At 65.2% G+C, this 16,355-nt stretch carries 15 protein-coding genes; 5 read left to right on the top strand and 10 right to left on the bottom strand.

Annotation, left to right across the window (positions count from 1 at the left end; all coding sequences use genetic code 11):
• Positions 1-4: 4 nt before the first annotated feature.
• The 8 genes from ACWCOO_RS02050 to ACWCOO_RS02015 all read right to left on the bottom strand — a co-directional run bounded on the left by ACWCOO_RS02050 (position 5) and on the right by ACWCOO_RS02015 (position 8,352).
• The gene (locus tag ACWCOO_RS02050; RefSeq protein WP_446831313.1) at positions 5-1,159 is read right to left on the bottom strand and encodes a D-alanyl-D-alanine carboxypeptidase family protein; all 1,155 of its coding nucleotides are present in this window, start codon (positions 1,157-1,159) and stop codon (positions 5-7) included.
• Between the two features lie 9 nt (positions 1,160-1,168).
• Positions 1,169-1,909, bottom strand: coding sequence for a septal ring lytic transglycosylase RlpA family protein (locus ACWCOO_RS02045; protein ID WP_446831312.1), 741 nt, complete (start codon positions 1,907-1,909; stop codon positions 1,169-1,171).
• Positions 1,906-2,850 (bottom strand): lytic murein transglycosylase B, encoded by a 945-nt coding sequence (mltB, locus tag ACWCOO_RS02040; RefSeq protein WP_446831311.1) that lies wholly within the window; start codon positions 2,848-2,850, stop codon positions 1,906-1,908. Before mltB ends, ACWCOO_RS02045 begins: the two co-directional genes overlap by 4 nt.
• Positions 2,851-2,883: 33 nt before the next feature.
• Positions 2,884-3,993, bottom strand: a complete 1,110-nt coding sequence (rodA, locus tag ACWCOO_RS02035; protein ID WP_446831310.1) for a rod shape-determining protein RodA — start codon at positions 3,991-3,993, stop codon at positions 2,884-2,886.
• A complete protein-coding gene (mrdA, locus tag ACWCOO_RS02030) occupies positions 3,990-5,831 on the bottom strand; it encodes a penicillin-binding protein 2 (RefSeq protein ID WP_446831309.1) in 1,842 nt (613 codons plus the stop codon). Before mrdA ends, rodA begins: the two co-directional genes overlap by 4 nt.
• 66 nt (positions 5,832-5,897) lie before the next feature.
• The gene (gene mreD, locus ACWCOO_RS02025; RefSeq protein WP_446831308.1) at positions 5,898-6,377 is read right to left on the bottom strand and encodes a rod shape-determining protein MreD; all 480 of its coding nucleotides are present in this window, start codon (positions 6,375-6,377) and stop codon (positions 5,898-5,900) included.
• On the bottom strand, positions 6,367-7,245 hold the full coding sequence (gene mreC / locus ACWCOO_RS02020) for a rod shape-determining protein MreC (protein WP_446831307.1): 879 nt from the start codon (positions 7,243-7,245) through the stop codon (positions 6,367-6,369). The genes mreD and mreC overlap by 11 nt, the downstream gene beginning before the upstream one ends.
• Before the next feature lie 39 nt (positions 7,246-7,284).
• Positions 7,285-8,352, bottom strand: a complete 1,068-nt coding sequence (locus tag ACWCOO_RS02015; RefSeq protein WP_446831306.1) for a rod shape-determining protein — start codon at positions 8,350-8,352, stop codon at positions 7,285-7,287.
• Between the two features lie 170 nt (positions 8,353-8,522).
• On the opposite strand from ACWCOO_RS02015, the gene gatC reads away from it, so the two are divergent.
• The 5 genes from gatC to ACWCOO_RS01990 are packed head-to-tail and all read left to right on the top strand — an operon-like array spanning position 8,523 to position 13,921.
• Positions 8,523-8,855, top strand: coding sequence for an Asp-tRNA(Asn)/Glu-tRNA(Gln) amidotransferase subunit GatC (gene gatC, locus ACWCOO_RS02010; RefSeq protein ID WP_446831305.1), 333 nt, complete (start codon positions 8,523-8,525; stop codon positions 8,853-8,855).
• The gene (gatA, locus tag ACWCOO_RS02005; protein WP_446831304.1) at positions 8,852-10,330 is read left to right on the top strand and encodes an Asp-tRNA(Asn)/Glu-tRNA(Gln) amidotransferase subunit GatA; all 1,479 of its coding nucleotides are present in this window, start codon (positions 8,852-8,854) and stop codon (positions 10,328-10,330) included. The genes gatC and gatA overlap by 4 nt, the downstream gene beginning before the upstream one ends.
• A 4-nt stretch (positions 10,331-10,334) precedes the next feature.
• Positions 10,335-11,762: an Asp-tRNA(Asn)/Glu-tRNA(Gln) amidotransferase subunit GatB gene (gatB, locus tag ACWCOO_RS02000; protein WP_446831303.1), complete on the top strand. Its 1,428-nt coding sequence runs from the start codon at positions 10,335-10,337 to the stop codon at positions 11,760-11,762.
• 3 nt (positions 11,763-11,765) lie between these two features.
• Complete coding sequence (locus ACWCOO_RS01995; protein ID WP_446831302.1) at positions 11,766-12,470, top strand: ABC transporter ATP-binding protein; 705 nt, start codon at positions 11,766-11,768, stop codon at positions 12,468-12,470.
• Positions 12,467-13,921 carry an efflux RND transporter periplasmic adaptor subunit gene (locus tag ACWCOO_RS01990; RefSeq protein ID WP_446831301.1) on the top strand — a complete coding sequence of 485 codons (1,455 nt, stop codon included), beginning with the start codon at positions 12,467-12,469 and terminating at the stop codon, positions 13,919-13,921. Before ACWCOO_RS01995 ends, ACWCOO_RS01990 begins: the two co-directional genes overlap by 4 nt.
• Before the next feature lie 8 nt (positions 13,922-13,929).
• Here the strand turns inward: ACWCOO_RS01990 and ACWCOO_RS01985 are convergent, their stop codons facing one another.
• Complete coding sequence (locus ACWCOO_RS01985; protein ID WP_446831300.1) at positions 13,930-15,438, bottom strand: flavin monoamine oxidase family protein; 1,509 nt, start codon at positions 15,436-15,438, stop codon at positions 13,930-13,932.
• A complete protein-coding gene (locus ACWCOO_RS01980; protein ID WP_446831299.1) occupies positions 15,419-16,270 on the bottom strand; it encodes a DUF1838 family protein in 852 nt (283 codons plus the stop codon). Before ACWCOO_RS01980 ends, ACWCOO_RS01985 begins: the two co-directional genes overlap by 20 nt.
• Positions 16,271-16,355: the final 85 nt, after the last annotated feature.

Genomic DNA, 16,355 nt, shown 5'->3' with positions numbered 1-16,355 from the left:
GCGGCTACTCGAACCACAGAAGAACGGAATCCCGGGTGCGTTGCCACCAACTACCCGCCGACACGGCGCGGGCCGGAACCACCGGCTGCTCTGCAAGCGTCTCTCCTTCGTAGGTGAAGATCACGCTGCCGACCACACTGTCGGCGGCAAGCGGCGCGATCAGAGGTTCATCGATCACCACCTCAGTCGTGACGCTATTGGCGGCGCGTTTGGGCAAGGTCATGGCCACATCGGTGGAAATGGTCAAGTCGATGACCGTGTCCGCGCCCTTCCAGACGCGCGCCGACCCCAGGGAAGCGCCCGCTTCGAGCAGCGTTCGGTTCTCGAAGTAGCGAAAACCGTAGCTCAATAGGCGCAGCGTATCCTGGGACCGCTGGGCGTCGCTGGACGCGCCCATCACCACCGCGATAAGGCGCATCCCGTCGCGCACTGCGGATGCGACCAGGCAGTAGCCTGCCGACTCGGTATGCCCGGTCTTCACGCCGTCCACCGTGGCGTCGCGCGCCAGCAGCGTGTTGCGGTTCGGCTGCGCGATGCCGTTCCACGTGAAATCGCGCAGCGCATGCATGCCGTATAGCACGGGGTAGTCGCGAATCATGGCCCGCGTGAGCCGCGCGGCATCGGCGGCGGTCGTGTAATGGTTCTCGTGCGGCCAGCCGGTGGAGTTCTCGAAATGGGTGCCCGCGAGCCCCAGCCGCTCGGCGGTGTAATTCATGATCGCAACGAAGTCCTCTTCGGCGCCCGCCAAGTGCTCGGCCAGGGCCACGCTTGCATCGTTGCCCGACTGCACGATCATTCCCAGCAGAAGGTCTTCCACGCTTACCCGGCTGCCGAGATCAAGGAAAGTCCGCGAACCCTGCATGCGCCAGGCGTTCTCACTGATGACCGTTTCCTCGGTCATGCTGGTCTCGCCGGCGCCCAGAGCCCCGAAAACCACGTAGGCAGTCATGATCTTGGTGATGCTGGCAGGCTCGACCCTGAGATTGGGTTCGCGCGAGGCCAATATGTCGCCGGTCGCCTGCTCCATGAGAACGAAGGACGATACGTTCAGCGCCGGCGGCCCCGGCAAGTCGGCCATCGGCTGCGCCGTCTGCGCTCCGGCCGTCCCAAGCGTGAAGGCCAGGAGCACTCCGAACAGCATTGCAGTGGTTCTTTTCATACTTGAATCTCAGCTTGGAGGCGCATCGCCGAACACCCTGAGCGTTCGGGAAATGCCCGCATCCGCCAATTTGCGCCTAAGACTACTGGCTTCGAGGTTATTCTCCAACGGGCCCACCCACACGGCATAAACGCCATTGCTCTTGCGGCGGATGTAGACACCGCCAATTCCTGCCTCGCGGAGGCGGTTATACAGTTTGGCGGCGTTCTCGCGGTAGGCGAACGCGCCGGTTTGCAAGTACGCATGCGTGCCCGTCACGCTATCCGGCCGCCCCAAGCCACCGGGTTCCAGTGCCTCTACGCGCACCCGGGCCGTGCCGGGCCGAACCACCCCCAGCTCGCGGGCGGCAGCATACGAGAGATCGATCACGCGCCCTGCCACGAATGGCCCCCGGTCGTTGACGCGCAAATCGGCGCGACGACCGTTCTCGAGATTGGTAACGCGCACCCGGGTCGGCAGGGGCAGGGTCTTGTGCGCGGCGGTCATGGCATACATGTCGTAGGGTTCGCCCAAAGCGGTGGGCCGCCCGTGAAATTCTTCTCCATACCAGGAGGCCAGGCCGGTCTCGACAAAGCCTTCCGCCGAAGTCATGGGGCAATAGCGCCCACCGAACTCCGTGTAGCAGTCCGATCCCGGCAGGCCGCCGCTGGAACTCGTCCCGCCGAAGCCAGGCAAGTCCCTGAAGGCCGAGCAGGCGGACAAGACAGTCAGGCCGCCCCCCAGGATCAGCAGCCGCAACGCCAGCCTCATCCTGTATCTGCGGAAATAATGGCTTCTCCCAGCTGGTGGACCACCAAGGCGTACATGTAGCTGCGGTTGTAGCGCGTTATGACGTAGAAGTTCGGCAGCGCCAGCCAGTATTCGGGTCCGTCTGCGCCCTGCATCAGCAACAGGCCGGCGGGCGTGCTGTCGCCGACACCTTCATCAAACAGCACACCGGCGGCGCGCAAAGCGCCGACGGTGGTGGGCGGCGACAGCCCGCGTTCCTGCGGCTGGGCCGTGCTGCCCTCCGCCAGCGAGGCAGGCAGGGCCACGGCTCCGCCGCGGCGCCAACCGTGGGCGTTCAGATAGCCGGCTATGCTGCTGAGCACATCGCGCCAATTGCCGAACAGGTCGCGGCGGCCGTCGCCGTCGCCGTCAACCGCGTAGCGGCGATAGCTGGACGGAATGAACTGGGGCCGTCCCATGGCGCCCGCGTAGGAGCCCAGAGCCTCGGCGGCATTCAGCGCCCCTTCGCTATCGAGCACCAGAAAATCCTTCAGTTCGCGGCGAAAGAAGTCACCCCTGCGGGGATGATGGAAGGCCAGCGTCGCCAGCACGTCCAGCACCCGATGGTTGCCCGTTATGCGACCGAAGCGCGTTTCCACGCCCAGGATGCCCAACATCACCGAATCCGCGACTCCGGTTTCGTCCACCACCTCGGCCAGCGGCTGCTCGTGCAGGCGGGAAAAGGCCTTGCCGGCGGTAATCCGGGCGTTGTCCATGAAGATGCGGCGATAGGCAGCCCATTCGACCGTGCGCTCGGGAGCGCGGCTCATCTGCTCGATTACCTCGGGGCGGAACTGGGCCGCGGCGAGCAGCTCGCGCGCCTGCGCCGCGGCTACGCGCTCCTCGGCGATCAGCTCTTCAAGGAACTCCCGCACCTGGGGGTCGTCAAGGTCCATTGCCGCCGCGCCAAGTGCGGCGCACATTGCACAGGAAAGCAGAAGAAACCGATACACGGGTTAACGGGCCAGATAGCGCTGATCGTTCTGAATGGCCATGAGAATACCCAAGCCCGCGAGAAATGTCACATTGGCGCTCCCTGCCACGCTCACCAGCGGAAGAGGCAATCCTACCACCGGCAGAAGACCGGTGGTCATGGCGGCGTTGAGCAGGAAGCTCGAAAAGAAGCCGATCGCCAGCGAGGCTGCCAGTATGCGGGAAAACCGGCCTCGGGCGGCAAGCGCGATACGCAACATGCGCACGGAAATCGCGACGAACAGCAACATCGCCAGCAGGGCGCCGGCAAAACCGAATTCCTCGCTGATTACCGAAAACACGAAGTCCGTGGTGGGCTCGGGCAGAAAGCCGAACTGCGCCTGTGTGCTCTCCATCCACCCCTTGCCGAACAAGCCTCCGGAACCGATGGCGATTTTCGACTGAATCGCATGATAGCCGGCCCCGAGAGGGTCGGATTCCGGGTTCAGAACGTTCAGTATTCGCTGACGCTGATAGTCGTGCAAATTGACCCAGAGGGCCGGCACCGCCAACACCCCGGCCAGCGCGCCACCGATAATGAACCAGCGCTGCAGGCCCGCCAGGAACAGGGTAATCATGCCGAGCAGAAGCACCACTATGGCGGTGCCCAGATCAGGCTGGCGAACCACCAGGACCACCGGAAGCGCGATCAGCACCACAGCCGCTACTGTTCTTGCGAATCCCGGAGTTTCGCCTGAAGCGCGCAACAGCGAGGCCAGCATAAGGGGTACCGCCAGCTTGGCGAATTCAGACGGCTGGAAGCGAATGCCGAAGTCCAGCCAGCGCTGCGCCCCTCCCCCCGCTTCGCCGACCAACAGCACCAGCGCCAGCAGGACGATAACGCCGCCGTAAACCCAGGGCGCGGTGACCGCCAGGAACCGCGGAGAGGTTTGCGCCAGGATCAGCATCAGGCCAAAACCGAAGAGCAGGCGCGAAGCCTGGAAAAGTACGACGTCGGCGCTGCCGCCCGAAGCACTGTAGAGTGCCGCCAGGCCGCCCATGACCAGCAGGCAGAGCCACGCCAGGAGCCAGCCATCCAGCTTCAGACGCCGCAGCGGGCGGGAGGCCACGGCGCTCGGCACGATTCTGTTCACCGCGCCAGCACCACCTGGTCCGGCGGCGAGCGAGCTGCCAGATAGGTTCGCAGGACCCGAGCAGCCACGGTGGCCGCGGCGCCGGACCCGTCCCCTCCGTTTTCGACGATAACCGCCAGCGCAATGACCGGATCGTGGGCCGGCGCAAAGGCAACGAACAGCGAATGATCGCGCAAGCGCTCGTTAAGTGCGCCGGGATCCTCTTCGCCGTCCTGCGGCAAGGCCACCACCTGCGCGGTGCCGGTCTTGCCCGCCGCCTTGAACGACAGGCGGGCGCCGGTCGCCCGGCCGGTGCCCCTCGAGCTGTGCATCACCGCCACCATGGCTTCGGCCACCGTGCCCCAGGAGTCCTCTGACTCCGGCTCCAGCACGCCCGCCACCTGCGGCGCAAAGCGATCAACCCGGCCATTGACGGGGTCGCGAAGCGCCTCGACTAACCGCGGCTGGTAGCGAATCCCGCGCATCGCCACCTGCGCCACCGCCGCCGCCAACTGCAACGGCGTAACCACCAGACTGCCTTGGCCGATGCCAGTCACCACCGTTTCTCCAGGAAACCAGGCCTGCTGCGCAGGATCGTTGAAGGCCGCCCGCTTCCAGGCTCTGGAGGGCACGATGCCGGCCTTTTCACCGCCGATGTCGATACCGCTCAGGGCACCGAAACCGAAGCGGAGCAAGCCTGCGTGTATGCCCTCGATTGTCATGTCGCGCGCCAACTCGTAGAAATAAACGTCGCAGGATTCCACAATTGCAGTGTGAATGTCCACGGCGCCGTGGCCTTCGCGCTTCCAGTCCCGGAACACGCGGCGGCTCATCGGCAGCCGGTAACTTCCCCGGCAGTTGACGGTCTGCTCGGGCGCGCGGTGGCCCTCGGCCAATGCCACCAGCGCGAGCATCGGCTTGATCGTCGAACCCGGCGGGTACAGACCACGCACGGCCCGATTGAACATGGGACGGTCGGGGTTGCCGCTGAGCGCCGCAAAGCTGTCGCTGTCCATGCCGGCCACGAACGCGTTGGGATCAAAGGCCGGACTGCTCACCAGCGCCAGCACCCCGCCATCGCGAGGATCGATAGCCACCACCGCACCGCGCCGCGATTGCATGGCGGCATAGGCTTCCAGTTGCAGTTCACGGTCCAAGGTCAACTGCAGGTCCGCGCCCGGGCGGGCTTCCAAGTCGCCGTTGCGCGCCAGCGGGCGCCCGTAAGCGTCCATCAGAATCCGCTCGATGCCGGCCACGCCGCGCAACTCGTCCTCGTAGCTGCCCTCCACCCCAGTCTTGCCTATGAGCGGGAGCACGGCGTGCAGCGACGGGTCGAGCCGTTCCTTGTCGGCGGCGCTCACCGCCGACACGTATCCCAGCACGTGTGCGGCAGCCGACCCCAGTGGATACTCGCGCAACAGCAGCCCCTCCAGGTGGACGCCCGCGAAGTGGTGGCGATCGACCGCAAACCGGGCAACCTGTTCATCGTCGAGCTTGGCGCGAACGGGAATGGGCTGGAACGCAGGCGACCGGCGCGAGGCCTCCAGGATTTCATCCTGCCGCCTGGCGCTCACGAATCCCTGGCTTGCCAAGCGGGACAAGGTGTCGGAGACGTCCTGCACCTGTTCGGCAACCAGAGTCAGGCGAAAACCGGAGCGGTTGAACACGAGCAATTCGCCGTTGCGATCCACAACGGCGCCGCGGCGCGGAGCGATCTTGCGCGGCTGCATCTGATTGGCTTGGGCCTGGGCGATGTAGTAGTCGTGCTGTGCGAGTTGCAGGTAGCTCAGCCGAGCCAGCAGCACCAGCGCGAAGAAGCTCAACAGCAGCACCAGGTAGGTGGCGCGGCGAGACAGCATCGTCGGCCGGTCGGAAGGGGCTTGGGTGCGGATCGCCATGAGCCGGTGCGACGCTAAGCTTGCCGATCAGGCGCGCAGGAACAGAAACGCCGCCAGAATCACGATGCCCCCGCTCAGCAGGCTGCCCAACAATCCCGACAACGATCCCGACTGACCAAACCAGCCGCCCACCAGAGCCAGGATAAGCAGATAGGCGGCCAACGATGTCATGGCCAGCAGAAAGCGCTGCCAGGGCGGCGCGGAAATCATCATGTTGCGCAGGTTGTAAGCCAGGAAGACCAGGAAGCTGGCGGCCATCGCATGCAGTCCCAGCGGAGCTCCCGAAAGAATATCCTGAATCAGCCCCGCGGCGGCGGCAATCATCAGCCGCACATCCTCGGAACTCGCCAAGACCAGCCAGATCAGCGCTACCCCCAGCCACGGCGGCTGCCACGATCCCAAGGTCTGCGGTAGCGGCAACACGCTCAGCAACAGTGCCGCAGCCAGCAGATAGTAGCTGCGCGCAACGGCGCTGCGCATCGCCAGGGACCGTCGGCTAACCGCCATCCGCCGGGTTGCTCGATTGCGCTTGGGCGTCGGCAGCCGCTTGCCGCAGCAGCAACACCTGGCGCACACTCTCCAGGTTGGCTGATGGCCGGACAAAGGCTTCAAGGAACGCCTGCCCCGAGGTATTGCGCACGCCTCCTACAACGCCCACGCGCAGACCGGCCGGGAATCGTCCGCCACTGCCCGAACTCACCACCGTATCGCCTTCGGCTACATCTGCGTGCGTGGGCACATAGGGCAGCAGCAGCCGGTGATCGCGCCGTCCGGTGCCGAACGCGATGGCCCGCAGGCCCGTACGTTCCAGCATCACCGGCATCGAGTGATCGGCGTCGCTGATCAGCAGGGCCTCCGAGGTGACCAGGTAATCGCGCGCGATCTGGCCCACCACGCCTGCGGAATCAACCACCGGCTGACCCACATAAGCACCCTGCCGGCTGCCGATGCTCAAGGTAACGCGGTGGCGGAAAGGATCCGGATTCGTGGGCAGCGCCTCGGCGGTCAGGTTGTTGGAGCCAAGCATCGCATCAAGCGCCAGCAAGGCCCGTAGCTCTTCGTTCTCCGCCTTCAGAACGCCCATTTGCTGGATGTTCACGTCCTGCGCGAGCAGGCGCGCGCGCAGCTCCTGGTTCTCACTCAGCAGCTCGGCCTTGGCGCGGAAATAACCCTGGGTGGCGCCCAAACCGCCGGCGGTCAGCCGCACGGCCGCCTGCACCGGCACCTTGAGCAGCTCGCCGACAGCGCGCACGTTCTGCACCGCGGGAACCTGCGATTCAACGACCATCAGCCCGAAACAGCTCAGGCATATCAGCAGGCACGCACCAGCGTAGCTGGATCCTCTTCGTCTTCGGAAGCGATCCGGCGGCAGCATTGTGGGAGGAGTGCGCATGCAGCTACTCCATTCGACGCCTCAAAACCAACTGGGCGCCTTGCCATCGGCGACGGTACGCTCGGCCTCCGGCGCTTCCACCAGGTGACCGCAGCCGCGCACCACGCAGGTGAGCGGATCTTCGGCGATGAACACCGGCACCGCGGCGCGCTCCCGGATCAAGTAGTCCAGTTTCGGCAGCAGTGCGCCCCCGCCGGCCAGCACAAGCCCGCGCTGACTGATGTCGGCCCCCAGTTCGGGCGGCGTATTGGCCAGGACATCCAGCACGGCCTGCACGATTTCCTCCAGGGGGTCGTTGAGAGCGTCGCGCACTTCATTGCTGTCGAGAGAAAAAGGCGAATGCAGACCGCGCGAAAGGCTGCGGCCATGGAGCTTGATTTCCCGGACTTCCTCACCGGGATAGGCGCTTGCCACCTCGCGCTTGATGACTTCGGCCTGGCTGGCGCCGATCGACATGCCATGGTTGCGGCGCACGTAATGCACGATGGCGTCGTCCATGCGGGTTCCGCCCGACTTCACGGAGCGCGCGCAAACCACGCTGGACATCGATAACACAGCCACCTCCGAAGTGCCGCCCCCGATGTCCACTACCATGTTCCCGCAGGGCAGATGCACGGGCAGCCCGGCGCCCACCGCGGCCACGATAGGCTCGTCCACCACAAATACCTCGCGGGCGCCGGCCTCGCGCGCCGATTCTTCAATGGCCCGGCGATCGACCGCGGTGGCGCCATGCGGAACACAGATCACCAGGCGGTTGACGGCAGGCCGGAAGAAATTGTCGCCCAGCGCCTTCGTGATGAAATGCTTGAGCATCTGCTCGGCGACTTCGTAGTTGGCTATTACACCATCTTTCAAGGGCTTGATGATCTTCAGGTCGCGCGGCGTGCGTCCCAGCATGCCGAAAGCTTCCTTGCCTATGGCGAGTACGCCGGCGGCCGCGCTGTGGGCGTCGCGGCGCAGCACGACCACCGAAGGCTCATTGAGGACGATCCCGCGCCCGCTAACGTAAACAAGCGTATTGGCGGTGCCGAGGTCTATGGCGAGACCGACGGCCAGCCGATTGGCGAAACCACGCACGAATTTGTTCATCGGGCCAGCAATCCCCGTCAGGAAACATCCCCCGCCGCAACCGCAGAATCATAGCAGATCAGACTACTTGCGGCGCCGCTGTCGAACGCCGGCCACTGGGCCCGATTGCAAGCAGCGGGCGGGAATGCGATGATGGCCGATCAGGTTGCTACGCTGCCGCAGCCTTCAGCATGAACAATCTACAGACGCCGAAACAAGACCAATCCGCCGAAGAATTCTCCGATGCCGACTTGCTCCGCGTGGCCCGGCTGACTCGCCTGGCGCTGGAGGACGGCGAGAAGCGGGAACTGGCCGACGCGCTGCGACGCATCATTGGCTTTGTGCGGGTGCTGCAGGAGCTCGACACCGAAGGCGTGGAACCCATGGTCCACCCCCTGGACCTCACTCTGCCGCTGCGCCCGGATCAAGTTACAGAACCCGATATGCGGGAGGCCGCCCAAGCCTGCGCACCGGATGTGGCGGAGGGCTTGTACCGCGTTCCCAAGGTTATCGACCGCGCATGACCGAGTTCTCTCTGGCCGGTCTGCGCAGGGCACTGGATTCCGGCGAGATATCGAGCCTGGAGTTGACCGAGGCCTGCCTGCGGCGGATCGATGAACGCAACGCCGAACTCAATGCCTTCGTGACCGTGTGCGGCGACTCGGCGCTGGATCAAGCGCGGCAGACCGATGCTGGCCGCGGCACTGAGGGCCCGTTGGCCGGCATTCCGATCGCGCACAAGGACATCTTCTGTACGCGCGGCGTGCGCACCACGGTGGGTTCGCGCATGCTCGAGAACTTCGTGCCGCCCTACGACGCCACGGTAGTTGAACGTCTGGCGGCGGCGGGTGCTCTGCTGATCGGCAAGACCAACATGGACGAGTTCGCGATGGGCTCGTCCAGCGAGACCAGTTACGCCGGGCCGGTGCTGAACCCCTGGGACCTTGCCCGCTCGCCGGGAGGCTCTTCCGGCGGGTCGGCGGCGGCGGTCGCCGCCGGACTGGTGCCGGCCGCTACCGGCACCGACACCGGCGGGTCGGTGCGGCAACCCGCCGCCCTGTGCGGAATCACGGGCTTCCGGCCCACCTACGGGCGCGTGTCCCGCTACGGCATGATCGCCTTCGCCTCCAGCCTCGACCAGGCCGGGACGCTGACCCGCAGTGCCGAGGACGCCGCCCTGCTGCTCGACAGCATGGCGGGACACGACCCGCGCGATTCGACTTGCGCGCAACGGCCTGTCGAGCGCTATTCGGCAGCCCTTGGCGGGATGAACACGCGAGCGCTGCAGGGGGTGCGCATCGGCGTTGTCGACGAGTTCATGGACGCCGGGCTGGATGCCCGCTGCCGGCAGGTTTTCTCGGACAATATGGCCACGCTGCGCAGTTTGGGCGCGACCGTAAGCCAAGTGTCGCTGCCGCGGCTGCCGCTGTCAGCACCGGTGTACTACGTGGTTGCGCCCGCGGAATGCTCGTCCAATCTGGCGCGCTTCGACGGCGTGCGCTTCGGGCAGCGCGAAAACGGCGGCGATGACTTGCTGGAACTCTACACGCGCACCCGGCGCGCCGGCTTTGGCGAAGAGGTGCGGCGGCGTATTCTGGTGGGGGGCTGGGTATTGTCCGAGGGCTATTTCGATGCCTATTACCTCAAGGCGCAGCGCGCGCGCCGGCTGCTGGCCAATGACTTTGCCCGGGCCTTCGAGAGCGTGGACCTGCTGGCAGGGCCCACCACTCCGGCGCCGGCCTTCGGTATCGGCGAGAAAATCCACGATCCCATTCAGATGTACTTGAACGACGTGTACACGATCGGCGCCGCGCTGGCCGGACTGCCCTGCATCTCGGTGCCGGCGGGCGCCGTGGATGGACTGCCGATAGGACTGCAACTCATGGGGCGGCCGTTTGCCGAAGTCGAAGTGCTGCGCTGCGCGCATGCCTATCAACTGGAAACCGACTGGCACCGGATGTGGCCGCCGGCAGCCTCGGCGCCGGTCGGAGAAGGTTAGCGTTGTGGAACTGCAAGCGGTCATAGGGCTCGAGATACACGTCCAGCTCGCGACGCGCAGCAAGATGTTCTCGGGCGCGTCCACGGCGTTCGGCGCTGCTCCGAATTCGCAGGCCTGCCTGGTGGACTTGGGATTTCCCGGCACTCTGCCGGTCGCCAACCGCGAAGCCGTCGCGCTGGCCGCGAAATTCGGCCTGGCCACCGGCGGCAGCGTGGCGCAACGTTCGGTGTTTGCGCGCAAGAACTACTTTTATCCGGACCTGCCCAAGGGCTACCAGATTTCCCAGTACGAACTGCCGATCGTGAGCGGCGGAACGGTCGAGGTGGTTGTGCCCGGCGAGCAGCCGCGGCGGATCGCGCTCACTCGCGCGCACCTGGAAGAAGATGCCGGCAAGTCGCTGCACGAGGCCCTGCCCAACGCCACGGGCGTGGACCTCAACCGCGCCGGCGCGCCGCTGCTGGAAATCGTTACCGAACCGCAGTTGCATTCTCCGGAAGAGGCGGGCGCCTTGATGCGCGGGATTCATCAACTGGTTACCTGGATCGGCATATGCGATGGCGCGATGCAGGAAGGCTCGATGCGCTGCGACGCCAACATTTCCCTGAAAGAGCCTCATGCCAAGCAGCTCGGCGCGCGCGCCGAAATCAAGAATCTCAATTCGTTCCGATTCGTGGAGCGCGCCCTGCATTGCGAGATCCGCAGGCAGGAGGAAGTGCTTCGGGAAGGCGGGACGGTGGCGCAGGAAACCCGTCTCTACGACCCCGCGCTCGACGTTACGCGCCCGATGCGCGACAAGGAAGAGGCCAACGACTACCGTTACTTCCCCGATCCCGACCTGCCGCCGCTGGTGCTAGAGAGCGCATTCCTCGACGAACTGCGCCGCACCCTGCCCGAACTGCCCGGCGCGCGCCGCCAGCGTTTCGAGGCCGACTATGGCCTGAGCGCCGAGGATGCTCGCCGCGTTTGCGAAAATCGCGCGACGGCCGACTACTTCGAGGCGGCCGGGCGCGCTTGCGGCGACTGGCTGCTGGCCGCTCGCTGGGTGACCGGCAGCCTGGCCGCAGCGCTGAACCGCGACGCGCTGGATATTTCCGCCAGCCGGGTAAGCGCCGACGAACTCGGGGTTCTGCTCACGCGGCTGGGCGAGGGCGTGCTGTCCGGCAAACTCGGCAAGGAGGTGTTCCAGGCCATGTGGTCGGGCGAGGGTGACGCGGACACCATCATCGAGCGCCGTGGCTTGAAGCAGATTTCGGACACCGGCGCCCTGGAAGCGATTGTTGAAGAGGTTATCGGCCTTCACCCCGACCAGGTGCGCCAGTATCAGGAAGGCAACCCCCGCGTTTTCGGATTTTTCGTAGGCCAGGTGATGCGCGCCACCAAGGGCCAGGCGAATCCCAAGGTCGTGAACGAATTGCTGCGCCGGCGGTTATAGACCATGACGTCGCCGGCCATTCGCACCCGCGCGCTCACGCGAACCTACCGGATGGGCGCGGATACCGTGGTGGCGCTCTGCGAGGTGGACCTGGCCGTAAAGGCCAACGAATACCTGGCCGTGACCGGACCTTCCGGTTCCGGCAAGTCCACGCTGATGAATCTGCTCGGCTGCCTGGAAACGCCAACTTCCGGCGACTACTGGCTTAACGGCGCGCGTGTTTCGGACCTGAATTCCCGGCAACTGGCGCGGGTCCGCAACCGGCAGGTGGGCTTCGTGTTCCAGACCTTTAATCTGCTGGAACGCTGCAGTGCTTTGAAGAACGTTGAAGCGCCCCTGATTTACGCCCGGATGCGGCGCCGCGAGCGCCTGCAGCGCGCCGCCGCGGCCCTGGACCGCGTGGGCCTGTCGCATCGCCTGGGTCACCGACCCAGCCAGCTCTCCGGCGGACAGCGGCAGCGCGTCGCCATCGCCCGGGCGCTGGTCACGCGCCCGAGCATCTTGCTGGCCGACGAGCCCACGGGTAATCTGGACTCGGCCACCGGCGAAGAGGTTCTGACCTTGTTCGATTCACTACATGCAGACGGGCACACACTGATCGTAGTGACGCATGACGCCGGCATCGCATCCCGCGCCAGCCGCAGGATCGAGATGCTCGATGGGCGGGTCAAGGCCGACAGCGGCAACAATCGCGGGGGTGCTGGATGAGAACAAGCAGGACATTCGCCAACGCAGGCGTTGCTCTCGGCATCACGATGCTGCTGGCCGGCTGCACCGAGGAATCATCGGCGCCCGCGCCCCAGGCCTTCGACCAGGCGCCGGTGGAGCTGCGCGATATCCGCGTGTTCGTGGAGGCGGCGGGCGTGGTGGAGCCGCTGCGTGCGGTGGAGCTGAAATCGAAGGCGTCCGGCGAGATATTGAGCATCAACGCCGAGAACGGCGACTGGGTGGAGCGCTCCACTTTACTGGTGCGGATCGACAAGCGCATCCCCACCAACAACCTCGCGCAGGCCGAAGCCGCCCTGAAGGCGGCGGAGTCGCGGCGCTCTATCGCGCAACTGCAAATGGAACGCGCTGAAACGCTGGTGCGCAACAACACCATCACCGACAGCGAATACGAGGAGACGGCGTTGGCCCTCTCGGAGGCCGAAGCGCAGTTGGTAAGGGCCCGCGTGGACGTGGAAAACGCCCGTATCGCGCTCGACGACACCGACGTGCTGGCGCCCATCGACGGCACGATCATCGAGCGCAACGTGGAGCCGGGCCAGGTCATTTCCTCGCCAACCCAGGACGTGGGTGGCGGCACGGCGCTGCTGCGGATGGCCGATCTGCGGCGGGTTCTGGTGCGCGCCAGGGTGGACGAGACCGACATCGGCAAGATCAACGCCGGCATGCAGGCGGACGTGAGCGTCGCCGCCTATCCGAGCCGCGGCTTCACAGGGCGCGTGGAAAAGATCGAACCGCTGGCGGTGGTGGAACAGAACGTCACCATGTTCTCGGTGCTGATTCTGCTCGACAATCCCGACTCCGTACTGCTGCCGGGCATGAACGCCGAAGTGGAAATCAAGATTGCGGAAGAATTACAAGCCCCGGCCGTGCCCACCGCAGCGCTGCGCACCTTCGAGGACATAGCCGCCACCGCCGACATGCTGAGTTGGAACCACGAGGACCTGCGCGAGGCGGTGATCAAGGAGCGCGACAAGTCAACGCAGGATGATCTCTCCGCGAGCTCGCCATCGCCGGCGGACGTTCCGGCAGCGCGAGCAAATCCTCGCGGCCCCTGGTCACGCGGCGGTATGGGCGAACGCCCCAGGCTAAGCAGCGCTCAGCGCGAGGCCATGCGGCGCGCTATGAGCGAGGCAAGGCGTGGTGGAGGGTCGGGCTTCGGACAAGCATGGCGCGGCGCGCGGCGCGCGTCCCAACGCAGCGGCGCTTATGACTTCAAAGCCGAATACTGGGTGCTGGTAGTACGCGACTCCGAGCCGCAACCTGCCTGGGTGCGCGTCGGCATGAGCGATTTCGAATACTCGGTCGTGCTGGCGGGATTGGACAAAAACGAACAGGTTCTGTTGCTGCCCAGCTCCGGCCTCTACGAATCGCAAGCCATTCTGCGCAACTGGATGCGCCGCCGCATGGGCGGGCTGCCGGGCATGGGCTAACTAGCTGGCTACAGGTAGTCGAGCAGTTCCAGCGCGGCTCTTTCGCCGGACTCCATTGCGCCTTCCATGCCCCGATTCAATTCCGCGGTGTGCTCTCCGGCGAAGTGAATCCGGCCATGCGGCTGGGCAATGGTGGCAGCAAAATCCGTTATCTGGCCGGGCTTCCAATAGGCGTAGGCGCCACCGGCATACGGATTGTTCGACCATTTCCAGAAATAGATCGGCTCCAGCGCCTGCTTGAGCGACGGGCGCAACCTGCCCAGCGCAGCAGTAACTTCGGCTATGGCGTCTTGCTCGTCCATCTGCGCGAGCTTCAATGCGGAACGGCCATTTACATAGGCCAGGCAACTGGTTACCGCGTCGGGATTGCCGGTGTCGTTCTTGAGCGCCATGAAGCGCCCGGGCAAAGCGTCCGTCCACATGCTAGGCGCCTTGCCGTCCTGCTCCCAATACGGTTGCTTCACCGCATAGTGGATTTGGGTGCATGGCGTATATCCCAACTGACCGATCGCAGCTTTCTGCGCGGGCGGCGGTTCGGGATCCATGGCGATCCCTTGCAGCGCCGCGAACGGTATGGCGATTACCGCGCGCGCTGCATTCAAGCGGCGGCCGTCCCGCAGGGTGACCTGTACTCGATCGTTCTGTCCGGCAATCGCGGCAACCGGGCTATTCAGGAGCACATCGCCGGTCAGGTTACGCGCCATGGCTTCCGGAATCCGCTGATTGCCGCCTATGGCAGCGCCCCCGGCATTCGGCCAGTTGGCCTGATGGAGCGCGAAACTGATGGTGTGAAACATCATCAGGGCGGACAAGTCGCGATGGTCGGTGCCGTACCCTGAATTGAGGCCGGCGCCGAGTGCTACGCCGGCTTCGGCCAGCCCGGCTTCCGTCAGCACTTCGCCAACGGAGCGGTCCCATTCTGAGAACTCCGGCCGCCGCCAGGCACCCAGGTCGGACTCGGGAAACGGGTTCAGTTGCGCGTACATCTGGTACGGCGGGCGCGACGGCGGCATTGCGCGCGCCCATTCCTGGCGGTAGGGATTCAGGGCATGGCTGGGCCAATCGTCCTCGCTGATCAACTGGCCCTGTATGCAAAACAGCATCTCGCCTGCCCGGGGCTCGGTGCGCGGACGCATGGGTCCGATCTCCACGCCGTAGCGCGCGGCCGCGTTCAACACCCTGGCATAGCCCCCACCGATGCCGTTTGCGCCCAGTTCCGGGTACCCGGGAACAATGCTGTCCGCTACCGTATGCATCCGGCCGCCGAACTGTGAAGTCGCTTCCACCACCATCACGCGCACGCCAAACTCTTCAAGCAGCAGCGCCGCATTCAGGCCGGCCAGACCGGCGCCGATTATGATCACGTCCGCATCAAGGCCGGCACCGGCTTCTCCCGCGGCGCGCAATTGCCGGGGCACCATCCAGGGCCCGGCCAGGCCGGCAGTGGCGGCGATAAACCGCCGCCGGGTCGAGCGCGCAGCGATCGCGGGCGCCGCCCTATTCGGCGTCTGCGTCATCGAAGACGAGGTCCTGCACGAAAAAACCGGGCCTTTCCTTTTCCAGGGCGGCCCGGATATGTTCGGGAATCTCCGCCGCGTCGAAATGCTTGGTGATGTCCGCCCGCCACAACATGCTGCCGGGCGCATCGCCCATCTTGAGCATGGTCATCCATTCAGTCACGAGCGTGTGCGCCATCGGCATGTCGATGCTGGTGACCGCCGGGTCGTCCAATTGCGCCAGCGGCACCGCGGCGCTGTCGATGGTCATCTCGTGCTTCAGCTTGCCGGAGGAAGGTTCCTGCCACTGCGTATGCGCCTCGCGCTGCAGAAACGCCGTATCCCCCACCACGGTCCAATCCAGCACGTAGGGGCGCCCGAAAATCGTGCTCTCCATGGCGAATGGCGCAATCGACGAAAGACCGTCCTCGACCGTCAGACGGGCGCCTGAAATCAGGGAGCACATCGGCTTGAGCGGGATGACTTCGCCGGTGTACGGGTTCTCGAAAGAATCGATCAACTCCCAGGTTTCGGGGTCGGCGTAGAGTCCGCAACCCGTCCAGCGGGCTTCGTAACCGCCACTCATTTCACGGTAGGCCTTCTTGGTGACGCCGATCATGCCGAACAGGGGCTGGCTGAAAGAGCCCTTGGGAACGCCGTAGGCCAGCATGCGCGACAGCCGGTAGAAAACCCGTCCCGAGGTGTCGCCTTCGAGCTTCACCCAGGCCTCGATGTTGTAGGCCGGGTCATCAAAGCGGTCGGAATCGGGGGCCGCGCCCACGTGCGAGGCATGCGACCAGAACAGCGCGGCAACAGCCGCAACCAGGAATTTCCTGCAGCGGATACGTTTCATCTTGACCTCCCGACGAAATAACAAGCATACAGGCAGCCAAAGATCGAAGTAATGCCGCAAGGGCTTCGGTTATATTCCTTTCGAC

Origin of the sequence: Candidatus Foliamicus sp., from assembly GCF_965221325.1 — a bacterium.
In the GTDB taxonomy this organism is placed as follows: domain Bacteria; phylum Pseudomonadota; class Gammaproteobacteria; order Steroidobacterales; family Foliamicaceae; genus Foliamicus.
This window is presented reverse-complemented; position numbering and strand designations above follow the sequence as displayed.

What these genes read in the sequence shown, in the direction of transcription:
- mrdA (WP_446831309.1), bottom strand. Translation starts at nt 5,831, where the DNA reads ATGCTGTCTCGCCGCGCCACCTACCTGGTGCTGCTGTTGAGCTTCTTC.
- ACWCOO_RS01990 (WP_446831301.1), top strand. Translation starts at nt 12,467, where the DNA reads ATGAGAACAAGCAGGACATTCGCCAACGCAGGCGTTGCTCTCGGCATC.
- ACWCOO_RS01995 (WP_446831302.1), top strand. Translation starts at nt 11,766, where the DNA reads ATGACGTCGCCGGCCATTCGCACCCGCGCGCTCACGCGAACCTACCGG.
- mreC (WP_446831307.1), bottom strand. Translation starts at nt 7,245, where the DNA reads ATGCTGCCGCCGGATCGCTTCCGAAGACGAAGAGGATCCAGCTACGCT.
- mltB (WP_446831311.1), bottom strand. Translation starts at nt 2,850, where the DNA reads ATGTGCGCCGCACTTGGCGCGGCGGCAATGGACCTTGACGACCCCCAG.
- ACWCOO_RS01985 (WP_446831300.1), bottom strand. Translation starts at nt 15,438, where the DNA reads ATGACGCAGACGCCGAATAGGGCGGCGCCCGCGATCGCTGCGCGCTCG.
- mreD (WP_446831308.1), bottom strand. Translation starts at nt 6,377, where the DNA reads ATGGCGGTTAGCCGACGGTCCCTGGCGATGCGCAGCGCCGTTGCGCGC.
- ACWCOO_RS02050 (WP_446831313.1), bottom strand. Translation starts at nt 1,159, where the DNA reads ATGAAAAGAACCACTGCAATGCTGTTCGGAGTGCTCCTGGCCTTCACG.
- ACWCOO_RS02045 (WP_446831312.1), bottom strand. Translation starts at nt 1,909, where the DNA reads ATGAGGCTGGCGTTGCGGCTGCTGATCCTGGGGGGCGGCCTGACTGTC.
- gatA (WP_446831304.1), top strand. Translation starts at nt 8,852, where the DNA reads ATGACCGAGTTCTCTCTGGCCGGTCTGCGCAGGGCACTGGATTCCGGC.
- gatC (WP_446831305.1), top strand. Translation starts at nt 8,523, where the DNA reads ATGAACAATCTACAGACGCCGAAACAAGACCAATCCGCCGAAGAATTC.
- ACWCOO_RS01980 (WP_446831299.1), bottom strand. Translation starts at nt 16,270, where the DNA reads ATGAAACGTATCCGCTGCAGGAAATTCCTGGTTGCGGCTGTTGCCGCG.
- ACWCOO_RS02015 (WP_446831306.1), bottom strand. Translation starts at nt 8,352, where the DNA reads ATGAACAAATTCGTGCGTGGTTTCGCCAATCGGCTGGCCGTCGGTCTC.